The organism is Psychrobacter sp. CAM01 (genome assembly GCF_032842965.1).
In the GTDB taxonomy this organism is placed as follows: domain Bacteria; phylum Pseudomonadota; class Gammaproteobacteria; order Pseudomonadales; family Moraxellaceae; genus Psychrobacter; species Psychrobacter celer.
This window is the reverse complement of record NZ_JAWJBL010000008.1, coordinates 219,949-236,059: the sequence shown is the minus strand read 5'-3', so window position 1 is coordinate 236,059 and position 16,111 is coordinate 219,949. Positions and strand designations below refer to the sequence as shown.

At 48.3% G+C, this 16,111-nt stretch carries 12 protein-coding genes; 7 read left to right on the top strand and 5 right to left on the bottom strand.

Going from position 1 to position 16,111, the window contains the following annotated elements:
- Window positions 1–108 precede the first annotated feature (108 nt).
- The 5 genes from htpG to ispH form a co-directional block, all read right to left on the bottom strand.
- Window positions 109–2,088, bottom strand: coding sequence for a molecular chaperone HtpG (htpG, locus tag R0I52_RS04670; protein ID WP_317053369.1), 1,980 nt, complete (start codon window positions 2,086–2,088; stop codon window positions 109–111).
- A 304-nt stretch (window positions 2,089–2,392) separates the two neighbouring features.
- A complete protein-coding gene (locus R0I52_RS04665) occupies window positions 2,393–3,919 on the bottom strand; it encodes a catalase (protein ID WP_274539914.1) in 1,527 nt (508 codons plus the stop codon).
- 366 nt (window positions 3,920–4,285) lie between these two features.
- Window positions 4,286–5,101 (bottom strand): thioesterase family protein, encoded by an 816-nt coding sequence (locus R0I52_RS04660; RefSeq protein ID WP_317053368.1) that lies wholly within the window; start codon window positions 5,099–5,101, stop codon window positions 4,286–4,288.
- A 59-nt stretch (window positions 5,102–5,160) separates the two neighbouring features.
- Entirely contained in the window at window positions 5,161–5,406 is a 246-nt protein-coding gene (locus R0I52_RS04655) for a hypothetical protein (protein ID WP_317053367.1), read from the bottom strand.
- Between the two features lie 50 nt (window positions 5,407–5,456).
- Window positions 5,457–6,413 (bottom strand): 4-hydroxy-3-methylbut-2-enyl diphosphate reductase, encoded by a 957-nt coding sequence (gene ispH, locus R0I52_RS04650; RefSeq protein WP_317053366.1) that lies wholly within the window; start codon window positions 6,411–6,413, stop codon window positions 5,457–5,459.
- A gap of 328 nt (window positions 6,414–6,741) precedes the next feature.
- Between ispH and gmk the strand changes: the two genes are divergently transcribed.
- The 7 genes from gmk to R0I52_RS04615 all read left to right on the top strand — a co-directional run bounded on the left by gmk (window position 6,742) and on the right by R0I52_RS04615 (window position 16,100).
- On the top strand, window positions 6,742–7,365 hold the full coding sequence (gene gmk / locus R0I52_RS04645) for a guanylate kinase (protein ID WP_317053365.1): 624 nt from the start codon (window positions 6,742–6,744) through the stop codon (window positions 7,363–7,365).
- 191 nt (window positions 7,366–7,556) lie between these two features.
- Window positions 7,557–7,817 (top strand): DNA-directed RNA polymerase subunit omega, encoded by a 261-nt coding sequence (gene rpoZ, locus R0I52_RS04640; protein ID WP_068403827.1) that lies wholly within the window; start codon window positions 7,557–7,559, stop codon window positions 7,815–7,817.
- 394 nt (window positions 7,818–8,211) lie between these two features.
- Entirely contained in the window at window positions 8,212–10,410 is a 2,199-nt protein-coding gene (locus R0I52_RS04635) for a RelA/SpoT family protein (RefSeq protein WP_317053364.1), read from the top strand.
- Window positions 10,411–10,691: 281 nt separating this feature from the next.
- Entirely contained in the window at window positions 10,692–11,072 is a 381-nt protein-coding gene (locus R0I52_RS04630) for a RidA family protein (protein ID WP_075100471.1), read from the top strand.
- 222 nt (window positions 11,073–11,294) lie between these two features.
- The gene (locus tag R0I52_RS04625; protein ID WP_317053363.1) at window positions 11,295–13,571 is read left to right on the top strand and encodes a primosomal protein N'; all 2,277 of its coding nucleotides are present in this window, start codon (window positions 11,295–11,297) and stop codon (window positions 13,569–13,571) included.
- A 310-nt stretch (window positions 13,572–13,881) separates the two neighbouring features.
- Window positions 13,882–15,051: a cation diffusion facilitator family transporter gene (locus R0I52_RS04620; RefSeq protein ID WP_317053362.1), complete on the top strand. Its 1,170-nt coding sequence runs from the start codon at window positions 13,882–13,884 to the stop codon at window positions 15,049–15,051.
- A gap of 344 nt (window positions 15,052–15,395) precedes the next feature.
- Complete coding sequence (locus R0I52_RS04615) at window positions 15,396–16,100, top strand: hypothetical protein (RefSeq protein ID WP_317053361.1); 705 nt, start codon at window positions 15,396–15,398, stop codon at window positions 16,098–16,100.
- Window positions 16,101–16,111 lie beyond the last annotated feature (11 nt).

Genomic DNA, 16,111 nt, shown 5'->3' with positions numbered 1-16,111 from the left:
AGAGGATAAGGCTGATTTGTAAAATTCGGCTATATTTACATAAAAACATATAAAAAAAGAGGCCTTGAGTACAAGACCTCCTTTATTAGTCACTGATATCAGTCGTGTTTACTTCATCAACAGCTCGTTGACGCGTTTTAGATACGCGGCTGGGTCGTCAAGTTGACCACCGTCGGCCAATAGTGCTTGATCAAAAATCACTTGCGCCAGCTCATCAAACTGCTCGCTGGTTTCTAGTTTTTTGATCAATGGATGCTCTGGGTTGACTTCAAGCGTGGGCTTGCTCTCTGGCACCTCTTGACCCATTTGCTTGAGCATCTGAATCATCTGCGGGGAGAGCTCACCTTCGCCGACCACCAAACACGCTGGGCTGTCGACCAGACGCGTTGAGACTTTGACATCTTTGGCACGTGCGCCTAGGGTCGTTTTGAGTTTATCAACGACTGGCTTCATGGCCTCTTGCGCCTTCTCCGCTTCCGCTTTTTCTTCTTCGTCTTGCAAATCGCCCAAATCTACCGCACCTTTGGCAATGTTTTGTAGCGGCGTGTCATCAAACTGGGTCAAGAAGTTCATCGCCCACTCATCGACGCGGCTGGTCATCAAGATCACTTCGATGCCTTTTTTCTTAAACAGCTCAAGCTGCGGGCTGTTTTTGGCAGCAGCGAGGTTGTCAGCCGTGAGATAGTAGATGGCTTTTTGCCCATCTTTCATACGCGCTTTATAGTCCTCAAAGCTGGTCTCGATCTTATCATTGGTGCTGGTGGCATAGCGCAGCAACTTGGCAATACGCGCTTGGTTGCCCATGTCCTCGCCTAGGCCTTCTTTGATGACATCGCCAAACTCGCTATAGAACTGCGCAAATTTTTCTTGCTTGTCGCTGTCCTCGCTGTTGGCAAGGCTCGCCAGCAAAGTCAGTACGCGGCGCGCGTTACCATCACGGATAGATTTTACATCGCGTGACTCTTGTAACAGCTCACGGCTGACGTTCAGTGGTAAGTCAGCAGAGTCGATCACCCCTTTGACAAAGCGCAGATACATCGGTAGTAGCTGCTCTGCTTCATCCATGATAAAGACGCGTTTGACATATAGCTTTAGCCCATGCTGCTGCTCGCGTGTGTACAGATCCATTGGCGCTTTTTTAGGAATATATAACAGCTGGGTGTACTGCACGCGGCCTTCGACACGGTTGTGTGTCCATGTAAGCGGATCGTCCATGTCATAAGTGATGTTTTTATAAAAATCGACATATTCATCATCTTCGATTTCAGATGCTGAGCGTGTCCACAGCGCACTGGCTTTGTTGATGGTTTCCCACTCATCGGTCAAGACCATCTGGCCGCCGGCTGGTGCGTCGCTATTATCATTTTCGTCCGCACCTTCCTCTTTGACATCTTCTTGCCAAACTTCTTTACGCATCTGAATCGGCAAGCTGATGTGATCTGAGTATTTGTTGACCAAACGCTTGATCTTTCCGCGGTCTAGGTAGTTGTCTTCACCTTCACTGTATTCTTCTTTTAAGTGCAGCGTGATACGGGTGCCGCGAGTGTCTTTTGTGATGGTCTCAACCGTAAAGCTTCCCGTGCCATCAGATACCCAGCGAACGCCTTGATTGGCAGGCTCACCAGCTTTGCGCGACTCAACGGTGATGGTGTCGGCCACGATAAACCCTGAATAAAAGCCCACCCCAAACTGACCAATCAACTGACCGTCTTGTTTTTGTGACTCAGACAGCTTATCTAAGAAAGCTTTGGTGCCGGATTTAGCGATGGTACCTAGGTTTTCGATGGCATCGGCTTCATTCATACCGATACCATTATCGATAAAGCTGATGGTTTTGGCCTCGGTGTCGACATCGATGCGAATCTTAAGCTCGCCGTCGTCTTCATAAAGGCTGTCATCGTTGGTGGCTTCAAAGCGCAATTTATCACAAGCGTCCGAGGCATTAGAGACCAGCTCACGAACAAAAATATCGGCATTAGAATATAGCGAATGGGTCACCAAGTGCAGTAGCTGGGCGACTTCTGCTTCAAAACTGTGTTTTTTTACATCAGCGGAACTTTGATTGTCCACTTGGGTCTGCTCACTCATAAAAACTCCTATTATTCATACCAAAGATGCTGTCATCAGCAGCGGTGAATCACAAATTTTCCAATACCAACAGCATGGCATCTCTGGCCATAAAGGCTGGGCGATAAATACTGTTAGTCTGGTTAATCAGATAGGGGCACAGGCAAAAATTTCAAGCCAAAATGCCGCAAAAACCAAGATTGGCCATAAAAATCGTCCACAAAAAAACCGCCTAAGTTGACTTAAGCGGTTTTTATGATTTTTTAGCATTGAGTGGCATTGCCTCGCTTGCCACCTCTAGGCGCGCCAAGCGATGCGTCGCGGCTTATAGACAGCTTGGCAGATGACGCGCTGGATCAGCGTCACGGGCAGCCATCGCATCTTCGACGCTCAAGCCCAAAGCCTTGGCCACGCCCTCGCCATACGCAGGGTCACACCAGTGGCAGTTGCGAATATGACGATACTGGATAAAGTCTGGCACGCCTGCCATGTTTCTGGCGGTATTATCAAACAAGACCTGCTGCTGCTCAGCACTCATCAAATGAAACAACGCGCGCGGCTGGCTAAAGTAGTCACTGTCGTCTTCGCGAAAATCATAGTGCGCCGCATCGCCATCAATCTTTAAGGGTGGCTCAGCATAATCCGGCTGCTCCTGCCACTGGCTAAAGCTGTTTGGCTCATAGTGTGGGCGGCTGCCATAGTTGTCATCGACGCGGCCTTGACCATCACGGTGGTTGCTCATCACAGGACAGCGCGGCTTGTTGACAGGGATCTGCTGATGGTTGACACCGACACGGTAACGCTGAGCATCGGCGTAGTTTACCAGGCGGTTTTGGAGCATTCTGTCTGGTGAGACGCTAATACCTGGAACTAGGTTGCTAGGCGCAAACGCAGCTTGCTCGACATCGACAAAATAGTTGTCAGAGTTTTTGTTAAGCTCAAACTCACCCACTTCGATAAGCGGATAATCCCCTTTTGGCCATACTTTGGTCAAGTCAAACGGATGATAAGGGACGGTATCTGCCTCAGCTTCTGGCATGATTTGCACGTACATTTTCCACTTCGGAAAATCGCCGTTTTCGATAGCATCATACAAGTCTTTTTGATTGCTTTCGCGGTCCATACCGACGACTTCACGAGCTTCGTCATCGGTTAAGTTTTTGATGCCTTGCTGCGTACGGAAATGAAACTTCACCCAATAGCGCTCGCCCGCTTCATTCCAAAAGCTGTAAGTGTGCGAGCCAAAGCCATGCATGTGTCTGTACGAGGCTGGGATGCCGCGATCACTCATGACGATGGTGACTTGGTGAAAGGCTTCTGGTAATAAAGTCCAAAAATCCCAGTTGTTGGTCGCTGAGCGCATGTTGGTACGTGGATCGCGTTTGACCGCTTTATTTAAATCTGGGAATTTGCGTGGATCGCGCAAAAAGAATACAGGCGTGTTATTGCCGACCATGTCCCAGTTACCCTCTTCGGTATAAAACTTCAAGGCAAAGCCGCGAATGTCACGCTCTGCGTCGGCCGCGCCGCGCTCGCCTGCCACAGTACTAAAGCGCGCAAACATCTCAGTTTTTTTGCCCACTTCGCTAAAAATAGCCGCGCGGGTATATTTGCTGATGTCGTTGGTCACGGTAAAGGTACCAAACGCGCCTGAGCCTTTGGCGTGCATACGGCGCTCTGGAATCACTTCGCGGACAAAATTGCCAAGCTTTTCATTGAGCCAGATATCTTGAGCCAATAATGGGCCGCGCTTGCCTGCGGTCATGCTGTTTTGGTTGTCAGCGACTGGTGCGCCATTACCCATGGTCAATTGAGTTGGGGCGTAGGGGCATTTTTTATCACTCATGGTCATACTCCTGTAAAAACAAATGAAAGTGCCAAACTTATTCTGAATACGCTTCTAGCAGTATATCTAGAATGCTCGTCAGTTTGTTTGAAAAGCGGTGATCTTTGTTCAGATGAATTTTGTTCATAGTAATCTGCCTGTGCAGCTATCTTGCTTAGCCTTTACTTGATTACTATTACAACTGATTTAGATTGTTTTGTATAATTAATTAATCACATGCTTTCATTTTATTTTACAGAACTATAAGAGGCTTTGCGATAATCGGCATGGTTCTGGCTCTGCCCTGCTCTCGTTAACATGGCCAACATGGTTAGCATGGTCGCGAATGCAGCGTATATGCTTGCTTACCTACGCTCGCTTACCTTTTTTATGCTAGCGCGGCATCGGGCGGATGGTCAGTATTTGCTCACTACGACCAAAGGGGCCATGCACATCGTGGAGCACAGCACTGGTCAGCCCGATACCATCAGCGCCATACTGCTGTACCGCCTCGATACCGAGCCAGCGGCCTTTAGGGACACGGTGCATGTGGATTTGCAGGTCTGTATTGGGAAACATCCACTCTAGTTCTGACAGCCCTAAACCCAGTCTTGGTACCACGCCATTGGCGGTATCGACCATGCCCAACAGATGCACCATATCATCAGTGGGTACGCCCTCTACCATCTCGACCTCGTTGGTTATCCACACCATGCCGCGACCTTCTCGGCGATCTGGAGCGGCCACCAAGCGCACACTTTCAATAAAGCCGCCCGGCCAGCCTTTCATATCATCCCAAGCAGGCAGCGTTTCTGGCTTATGCTGTGCTGGTTGATCTTCTATGCCAGCGATGGCGCTAGTGTCTTGCGTCAGCAGTCGCCATGCTCTAGCAATAATAGCATCTCGACCACAGCTGCTCATTACCGCCTCGACAAGCTCGATGGTCTTGCCTGGACGAATACAGCGCGTGGTGATGGTAAACTCATCAAGCGGTATCAGCCCCAAAATATCTAAGCTAATACGAGCAATGCGCATGTTTTTTTGCGGCGCATACCCTTGTAGCTCAGCGCTCAGCACCCCAGTGGCTGGTGCCATATGTTGCTCGTGCTCGTTCCATGCGCCCTGGGCATGCTGGGTCGGCTGATAATGCGCGACACTGACACCCTCTGCCAATGGTTCGCGTTTGACCAGTTTGTAGTACGCTGACATAATTTTCCTTAATATTTTCGATTCTCTTTTTTATTTACTTGGACTTTAATAAAGGCGTGTTATTTGATCAGCTCTCGCTTTCTCATCCTAAGGAGCTTACGGCTTTTTAAGATTAAAAACAGCAAGCCAATCATGATGACCACAAGTGCACCATAAAAAAGACTGTATGTTTCGATAAATTGCGCTATATCTAGTGCAAGCATCATCACCAATATACCAATGACAAACATATTGATCTTCAATTGTTTATTGACTTCTTTAAGATTGGCTTCTGCTAGTACGAACCTTTTTCTTTTTTTATTCACTACCCCTCCTATGTTTTATAGGCTCTCGAGTTAGTCAACCACTCTATATATTATTTGCCTACTTGAGTGACCGGAATGCGCAGCGCTTTTGGCAGGCTAAACGTCACGTTTTCTTCGATACCCGATAGCTCGCTTGGCAAATCGCCACCCCAGTCTTGTAGCTGCTTTAGCACTTCTTGGATCAGGACTTCCGGCGCTGAGGCACCAGCCGTCACCCCGATACTCTGCACACCCTCCAACCAGCTTTTGTCCATCTCGTTGGCATTATCTATCAGATACGCACGGCAATCCATGCGTTCGGCCAGCTCGCGCAGACGGTTGGAGTTTGATGAGTTTGGTGAGCCAACGACCAACACCACTTCACAGCGGCCTGCCAAGTCTTTGACCGCATCTTGGCGGTTTTGGGTGGCGTAGCAGATATCGTCTTTGCGCGGGCCTTGAATGCTTGGAAACTTATCGCGCAGTGCATCGATGACGCGCGCGGTGTCATCCATCGATAGTGTGGTTTGGGTGACAAACGCTAGGCGCTCAGCATCTTGGACACTGAGTGCAGCCACATCACTTTCGTTTTCGACCAGATGAATCTGACCGCCATGCCTACGGTTAAACCGCCCCATGGTGCCTTCGACTTCTGGATGTCCAGCATGGCCGATCAGCACAGCATCCATGCCCTCTTGTGCAAACTTTGCCACTTCGATATGCACTTTGGTGACGAGCGGACAAGTGGCGTCAAATACCGTCAAATCGCGGCGCTCAGCCTCATCCTCGACCGCCTTTGATACCCCGTGTGCTGAAAAGATAACGATAGAGCCATCTGGCACTTCATCCAATTCTTCAACAAATACCGCGCCGCGATTGGCCAAGTCTGAGACCACAAATTTATTATGTACCACCTCGTGGCGGACATAAATGGGCGGCTCAAAACGTGTCAATGCTTCGTTGACAATCGCAATAGCGCGATCGACACCAGCACAAAATCCCCGCGGATTGGCAAGATAAATTTGCATAAAAAGGCCTATCATTAGATAATTTGTATTTAAGACTATATAAAACGTCTCACAACAGCTTGGATTAAGCTTTGATTGAAGGTTTGGGATAAAACCCATGCGTTACTGTAGCATAATTTGCTTTTATTGCCTTTGAAATTCCCGCGCCGGTCACAGTTAGTACGTAGTAGTCATGTGACTACCGCCTACTGATGGGCAGGGGCTTTATTATGCGTAACGGCTGTTTATCACGGTACCAATCAAGCTTGCTATCGCCATAAATGATGGCGATTTTTCTTTTTACCAGCTTTTTATATTTATTAGGGCACTCGCTACTAGGACACACTGTATGACAGGTTCACTATTTATCATCACCGCCGCTTCAGGTACTGGCAAGACCTCACTGGTAAAACAGCTACTGGCTACCACCAATGACTTGACTGTCAGTGTGTCACATACCACGCGCGCGCCGCGTCCAGGCGAGGTCGATGGTCAGCATTATCACTTTACCGATGTCGACAAATTCGTCGCCGCCATCCATGACAATCAGTTTTTGGAGCATGCCGAGGTGTTTGGCAACTATTATGGCACCTCAGAGCAAAGCGTACGAGCACAGTTAGACGCAGGCGTCGATGTCATCTTAGAGATTGACTGGCAAGGGGCGCTACAAGTCAAAAAAATCTTTACTGACGCGGTGATGATTTTTATTTTACCGCCCAGTATCGACACCCTGCGTCAGCGTCTATCGACGCGCGCGCAAGACTCGATGGAAGTCATCGAGCAGCGTTTGGCCGGTGCAGTGACGGAAATGGCGCAGTACGTCCATTTTGATTATGTGATTATAAATGACAACTTTGAGGTGGCATTGACTGAGCTAAAAGCCATTATTGTCGCTGACAGACAAACCCTAAGCCGCCAGCAGCAGCGCTACCATCGCACCATTGCCAATTTGCTCGGCACTCAAGCAGACTAAAACGTCAGACAAATTAACGCGTTAAAAGGGCAGCGTGCCAGATTTTGCTCAGTAGAGATAAAAAAGCAACGACGCGGCGGGGCAAAAAATGCTATAATGTCTAGCTATCCCCCTTTATATATTTTTGATATTATTTTTATTGAGTGGCGTCCATCTTCGCTACTTAATAAAAACAACCGAGGTAGCTATTTATGGCACGAGTGACGATTGAAGATTGTTTAGATAACGTAGATAATCGCTTTGAGCTGATTTTAGTCGCAAGCAAGCGCGCCCGTCAATTGGCCAAAGGTATCGCTGAGCCAATGGTTGATGTCGATAATGACAAACCAACGGTGTTGGCATTACGTGAGATTGCTGCTGGCAAAATCACTCGCGATATCTTAAATCAGCCAGAGCATAACTTTGCAACCAGCTCATTAGACTTAGCCCTGTCAGGTGATCATAGCTTTTAATCTTTAATCGTGGTTTGATAGACCAACCAGATTAAGGCGGGCTATATTGCCCAAAAAGCCGTTATATCACCATGACAAAAGAGACCACAGCATAGGCTGTGGTTTTTTGGTTGTATCAGTTGTAATAACCACTGAGACTCCAAAATATACCACTGAGTAGGATTTTTTAGATTTTTTGCCGCGCGATTTGCTTAGCTGTTGACATTGAATGCGATTTACGATTAATTAGAAGGTGCACGGCTCCCGCTCTCGCGTTTTCTATAAAGAGTTCATATTTTGTCAGCCGCCGTTTATCTTAATCGATGATTGATTGTTATCGCAGTTGCCTAGCCATAAAAAGCAGCCATAAAAACTGGTCATAAAATCCAGTCATCAAACATAGGATCGTCACTTTATGATTCAAACTTTGCCCAAACTCAGTCATCACCTAGTCGATGATGCTCAATATAACTTATTGCGCTCAGTAGGCTACCTCACTGCCGCCGAGCGCCGTGATGTTATTGATGCCTGTGAGTTTGGTGACATCGCCCATATCAAGGATAAACGCAAATCAGGGGAACCTTATATCACCCACCCTATTGCGGTCGCTGAGATATTGGCAGGTTTTCGCTTGGATCGAGATACCATCATTGCGGCGATTTTGCATGATACGGTGGAGGATACTGAGGTCAGTGATGAGCAAATCGCCGAGCGCTATGGTAAAACGGTGGCCAGATTGGTCGACGGCGTCACCAAGCTCAAATCCTCGGCACACAATAAGCAAGAAAACAAAGCCGCCACTTTTCATAAGATTTTGACCGCGACCCTCGCGGATCCACGAGTATTGATCATCAAGCTGGCAGATCGCCTGCACAATATGTCGACATTGGATGCGGTGCGCCCAGAAAAACAGCGCACCACCGCACAAGAAACGCTGGATTTTTATGTGCCCTTTGCGCGGCTAATGGGTCTCAATGACATCGCCGATTATATCGAGGTACTGTGCTATCGCAATCTCGACTCTGAGATGTACAATAAGCTCTCAGATAAGCTGTTGCAGCACGGCTTGGGGCGCAATTTTCAACGAGAAGCCATTCATCGCTATCTGAGTATCGTGTTAAATAACTTAGATCTAAACGGTCTGGTCAAGGTCTTGGACAACCGCGTGGTGATTTACCGACAGTTTTTTCGCAACCGCGGTGAAATCAGTGCGCTATTGCGTCATTATGCGTTTGAGATCGTACTCGACAATATCGAAGCTTGCGATAAGCTCGCCTATTATCTGATCAAAAAATACCAAATCGACGACACCCATATCGCTGATAATATTCGCCGCCCGCTGCCAGGTGGCAATCAGTCGCTAACGCTCATCTACGAGCGCGACAATGACGTGGTCAAAGTCACGATTTTGACCAAGCAAATGCAAAGCGCGGCAAGGCTTGGGGTCATCGGTGCTGAGCACGCCTCTGATGTCAGTCAATCGGTCATTCAAGCGTCCTTGCGTAACATGAAGGACTTGGTCGAAGAAGACAGCTTAAATGATGGCAGTCCTGACTTTTCGGCGGCCGTTTCTACCATTAACGAGCTGATGGATTATCTACACTCTAGCAAAATCATTTGTTATAGTCCCAAAGGCCGAGCCTACGAGCTGCCGCAAGGTGCCACCGCCCTAGACTTTGCTTATGCTGTCGGCCCGATGGTCGGCAACGTCGCTGTCGGTGCCAACATCGATGGCAAAAACGCCAAACTGGGCACGGTGGTCAAAAATGGCCAACTGGTTGAAATCGAGGTCGACAACCACTCAGAGCCAAAAGCAGAGTGGCTTGGATTTGTGGTCACCAACAAGGCCCGCGAAGAGATATTGCGCTGGTTTAAGGACTTGTCCGCCGCTGACAAACAGCATCACGGAAAGCAAGCCTTAGACCGCGCGCTTAAGACCTATCAAAAAAGCCTTGACGATCTGACAGACAGCGACTGGAAAAACCTAACCGAATGGCGCGGTTTGACAGAAAAAAACGCCTTATTTGAGCAAATCAGCTCTGGCACATTGCTGCCACAGCTGGTCGTCACCCGTTTATTTAGTGACGAAGTCAACGACCTACACGCGCAAGAGCATAGCGACGATATGACCCAGCCGCAGCAGCTGATCGTCAACGCCTCAGGGGTTGAGATTAACTTTGCCAACTGCTGTCATCCAATCTATGGCGACCCTATCGTCGGCCATTTATCACGCCATGGCCTGGTCGTCCATCGTCATAAATGTTTTTCACTTGATGATATTCGTAAAGACAATCCTTATCAGGTCATTCAACTGCGCTGGCGCAGCGATAAAGCTGTTAACCAAGGCGAGACTAGTGAGACAGGAATCAAAAATAACGGTAAGGTTCGTTTCCCCGCTTATCTTAAACTCTCTATCGCCTTGAGCGATGAGCAAATCAGTGAAGTGATTTATCATTTACGCCAGCTCAATATGGGTGTCGAAAAAATCGATGTACGCAGCAGCGATACCATCCTCCATATCGTGGTACGTAGCCGCAATCACTTAGCACAGGGTATACGCGAGCTGCGCTCATTACTCGGCTTCCCCAATATTATCCGTCTCTATCAGCTATAGCGCTAAATGGCGACCAGATGTGTCGCTCTATCGTCGAATTCGAATAAATCAGACACATGGCTATCAAGTCGTGTTTATATTGGATTAATTATCGCGCAAACGGCTTTTAATAGCTTTTGACGACGCGACAAATTATAAAATGCGGCGCGATGCTCAGAGGTTTTTAGAAAGCAGTAAACAATGCTAAACTGGGCAGCTTGCAGTAAGACCATACAGGCTGCCACTGTATGCTCAAAACCCAACTGATAAACCCATCTAACAACAGATAACAAGGATATCCTATGACTCGTCAAACCATCCAAACAGACAAAGCACCTGCCGCCGTTGGCACTTACTCACAAGCCGTCAAAGTTGGCAACACCGTCTATGTCTCAGGTCAGCTGGGTTTTGATCCAGACACCATGGAGCTAAAAGAAGGCTTTGAAGCACAAGCCAAGCAGGTATTTGCCAATCTAAAAGCCGTTTGTGAAGCCGCTGGCGGTAGCTTAAGCGACGTGGTGAAGTTCAACGTTTCTTTGACCGATCTAAGCGACTTTGCCGTGCTCAACGATGTGTTTGCCGCCAACCTAAGCGAGCCATACCCAGCGCGCGCGGCGGTACAAGTCGCCGCATTGCCAAAGGGCGGCGTGGTTGAAATCGAAGCCATCATGTATATTGAGTAAGCCTACCACTCATATCTGTGTTGTAACAAAACGATAAGCTTAGCACCCTGCTAAGCTTATTGGTTTTTAGCAGTGAATAGCTGAATAGAGTCTATTGAACATGCAAATATTTTTGGTTAATGCGGCGTTATTTCGACTGTAATGCCGAACGCTGCCTATGCCGACCATGTAAATCATCGTCTGTGGCAATGATATTTTTCTAATAAGACGGCGACGCCTTTTATGTTGGTACAAGTTGCTCTACCTGTGCCCCTTTACCGGGTATTTGACTATCGCCTGCCAGCAGCTACGCAGGCCACCGCTGAGCCTAGCGCGCGTCCAGCAATCGGTAGCCGTGTCGAAGTTCCTTTCGGTCGCCAGACACTTATCGGTATCGTGGTTGCTCATATCGCTGCCGCCGATAGCAGCGTACCACTAAATAAGCTCAAATCTATCTATCGAGGCTTGGATGACGAGCCTATCTTAAACGCTACGATGCTAAAGCTTGCTTACTGGCTGGCACGCTACTATCACTATCCACTGGGCGATGTGTTTGGCGTGATCTTGCCGACGCTGGTGCGTCAAGGCAAACCGCTAGACCTTTTGATCACGCACTGGCGCATACTGCCGAACATCACTGATGACGACTTTCATCCCAATGCCAAAAAACAAAAACAGCAGTTTGATATGCTCAAATTGCACGGCGAGCGCGGTGCCAGCGAAGACGTTTTATTATTAGAAGGCATGCAGCGGCCTTTTTTAAAAACACTGGAAGAAAAAGGACTCATTGAGCGCTATATCGAGCCAAAACAAGCACCGACGCCTGTCAAACTGGCCAAACTGCCACTTGATCTCAATGATGAGCAGCAACAGGCGGTCAGCACCATCATCGCCGCTCACAAAGCTGGCCGTTATACTGGTTTTTTATTAAACGGCATTACTGGTAGCGGTAAGACCGAAGTGTATTTACAAGTCATGCAGGCGGTACTTGAGGCGGGCAAACAGGTTTTGATTTTGGTGCCAGAGATTGGCTTGACACCGCAGACGCGCGCCCGTTTTGCCAGCCGTTTTGCCGCAGATATCGTGCTGCTACACTCTGGTATGAACAACACCCACCGCCTGCAGGGCTGGCAAGACTGCCGTACAGGACACGCCCAAATCATCATTGGTACACGCTCAGCAGTGCTCTATCCTTTTGCCGATTTAGGGTTGATTGTCGTTGACGAGGCACATGATGGCTCGTATAAGCAGCAAGACACCCTACGCTACCACGCTGCAGATGTCGCGCTTTATCGCGGCGTGCAATACAACATTCCCGTCATACTTGGTACCGCCACCCCTTCGCTTGAGCATCTAAAACTGGTCGATGATGGCAAACTCATAGAATGTCAGCTATCGTCACGGGCAGGCAATGCCAAGCCTGCGCCCATGCAGCTTATCGATGCGCGTCTGCAAAGTACGCACCAGCAGACAACGGACGACGGCGCTCGCTACGATACAGGACTGACAGACGCCATGATTGGGGCAATACGTCAAACCCTAGGAGCTGGCGATCAGGTGCTGGTGTTTTTAAATCGGCGTGGCTATGCGCCTGTTTTATTGTGCGAAGCTTGCGGCTGGCAAGCAGATTGTCCGCGCTGCGATGCGCACTTAACAGTACATTATAGCCGCCAAAACAGTAGTAATTCCTATCTCAAATGCCACCACTGCGACTGGCAAGCTTATATTCCAGCGGTGTGCCCTGACTGCGGCAGTCAAAACTTGGATGCCAAAGGTATAGGCACGACAAGGCTTAGCGAAAACTTGCACGCGATTTTTGCCAATCCGCAAACCAGCAAAGAGCTGTACCCCATTATTCAAATCGATCGTGATACCACAAGGCGCAAAGACAGCTGGGAAAATATTTATCAGCGTATCAATCAAGGTGATCCTGCCATATTAGTTGGCACGCAGATGGTCGCCAAAGGTCATCACTTTCCAAACGTTACCTTGGTGTGTTTGCCCAATGCCGATCGCGGCTTTTTGTCCGCGGATTTTCGCTCGCCTGAGCATACCGCGCAGCTGATGATTCAGGTCGCCGGTCGAGCAGGACGCGGAGACAAAGCAGGACGTGTGTTAATCCAGACGCTACAGCCTGACAATGCGCTACTGCTAAAACTGGTAAAAGACGGCTACCTGTCTTTTGCGCGGGAGCTACTACAAGAGCGCAAAATGATGGGACTGCCGCCTTATACCCATGCCGCGTTGATTCGATGCGAAGGCAAAACCCTAGCCGCCACCATGCAAGCGCTCAAAGATGCCATCGCTATCTTGCCCAGTAACCACAATTTGGCCGTGCTCGGCCCCATCGATGCGCCCATGAGCAAAAAAAACAGCCGCTACCATGCCCAGCTACTCCTCATCGCCAAAGAGCGCGGGCAACTTCACCAAGTACTAAGCCACTGGTGGCAACCCGTACTGGCGCTACCTAGCGCTAAATATCTAAAACTGACTTTAGATATCGACCCTGTCGGCTGGTAGGATGTTACCTCACACCTATCACCGTTTCCTCTTATCATTACTCTTAGGCTCCTAAACGTATAGTCAATTCAAAATGACATGGTTATAAATTGAAGAGTGCTACTGGAATGAATGTTGCGCAGTATCTGTGATAACAGTGCGCAAGAAAAATCTATACCAGTAGCACCATGTCACTTTTACAGTAAATCGACTATAGCTTACTGGCTGCATTTTTACCTCGTCGTTACAGCTTCTAATACTCGACTATGTTAGATTTATTGTTAATCCTTGAAGTTATTTACCATAAATCTTAATAAATTTGAGTAACATTATGAGTCAAGAAGATCCCAGTCATAAGCAAAATAAGCATTTGCCTGCAAGTGAGTCTATTGATGTGCATAAAAATGACGATAGTAACTATACTGCTGACAATCAAGACGCTCATGATCACGACACTCACCTAGAGCAAAGCACCGCGCCAAGAGATACCAAAGGCTATCAGCGTACGTTGTTGATTAGCTTTGTGATCATCACAGGCTATATGTTTATCGAGGCGATTGGTGGCTTGTTAACTGGCAGCTTGGCACTACTCTCCGATGCCGGTCACATGCTCAGCGACGCCATCGCCCTTGGTGCGACGTTGATGGCATTTAAAATCGGCGAAAAGACAGCCACTCATCAAAAGACCTTTGGCTATAAACGCTTTGAGATTATCGTGGCCACCGTCAATGGTGCGACGCTGGTAATTATCGCCTTGATGATTTTTTATGAAGCGATCAAACGTTTTAACTCACCGCCAGAGATTGCCACCCAAGGTATGCTGATCGTCGCCACCATCGGTATGCTGGTCAATATCTTGGTCGCTTGGCTGATGCATCGTGGTAGTAGCGGCAGCGATGGACACACCCACAGTCATGGAGCAAATAAAGACCATGTAAAAGCCAAAAGCGCTGACTCAAAAGAGCCTGTCAACCTCAATATGCAAAGTGCTTACTTGCACGTATTAAGTGATTTGATGGGCTCAGTGGCCGCTATTGTCGCTGCGTTACTGATGATGGGGTTTGGCTGGGTTTGGGCCGATGCCGCAGCGTCGGTGATCGTCGCCATACTTATCTTAGTAAGCGGCTACCGCGTTGTACGTGATTCGGTACATATTTTGATGGAGGGCACGCCAGAAGGCATATCGCTGATGGATGTCGAAGACAAACTGCTTGCCCATCCACAAGTAAAACAAGTTCACGACCTGCATGTCTGGAGCATCACCAGCGGGCTAAATGCGCTATCTTGCCATGTGGTGGTCGATGGGGATATGAGAATCTCGGATGCCAGCATATTGATTGCCAATCTTGAGCAAGGTTTGCTTACGCTTGGTATTCATCACGCCACCATTCAGGTTGAAAGCTTGTCACACCCGCAAACCAGCACCCATAGCGACGCATTGGTCTGCGACATATCAGAGCAGCAAAGCTCTGCAAATAGCCATATCGGGCACAGTCATTAGTTACAAACAACAGAAAACGGCGTCAATTAACGATGGTATTTAGACAGTGAGCAAATACCATCGCCAGCACGATCCACTCGATGACGTGCCCTCCATTTAATCGACAGTCACCTAAATGGGTTAAAAATAGCTCACTCTGCTTATCACTTACCCATTACCTCCAACATACCCCGCCAACCCATCTCAACAATTTCTAGCAAAACTTTACTTATCCTATTTAAAAAAATCCTTTTACTGGCGTTTATATGGTTATAATAATTATAAACTGCTATTTACTGATTGATTTGCCATGGCAGATAAACTGACTTGTTATTTTTTAACCGATTCATTGACGATGTGATCTTATGTCTAGACGTTCCGCGCCCTTTGTCGCCCCAGACTATATTGACAACCCAACGTCAAAAGAGGGCAAAAAACACGCCAAAGTTTTGCTATCGACGCTGCAAGATGATATTGCTCAGTTTCGTGACGAGCAGTTCCCGCCTGATATCTTGCGGCAGATCCGCGACATGCCCATTTACGAAGGTAACTTAGCCGAGGTGCAGGCCTACCAGCAGCGTTGGCAGCCCCTACTTGAACGCGCGATGGCTTTTTATCCTGCAGCCAACCTACCGCCCGATTATTTGCCACTGCCAGCCAGCCTTGAGATACCGCAATTTATTTATCATGTGCAGCGCCTACATCTGACCAAAACCCGAGCCAAAGAATCCAAAAGCTTTGGCTCGGTCGGCGCCCTGACTGATAAATGCGGCGATTATAGTGCTGAGGAGATTGCGCGCATGTCAGCAGTATTTGATAACGATGATGAGGCAAGATTGGTGGCGCATCGTGAGTTTATCGATCTACGCGCTTATGTGTTTTGCCGCGATAGTAAGGGTGAGATGATGGAGCCTGAGCGCGTACGCTTTTATCGTACCGGTCTTATCGTCCATGCGTTGCCTGATTTTAAAGTCGTCGATAGCAGACAGACACCGCGTAAGCGCCGTAACGATGCTTATAATAACCCCATCGCCGACAATGGCGTTTGGAAAATTTACCGTAAAAAATAACGCAGGTTTTT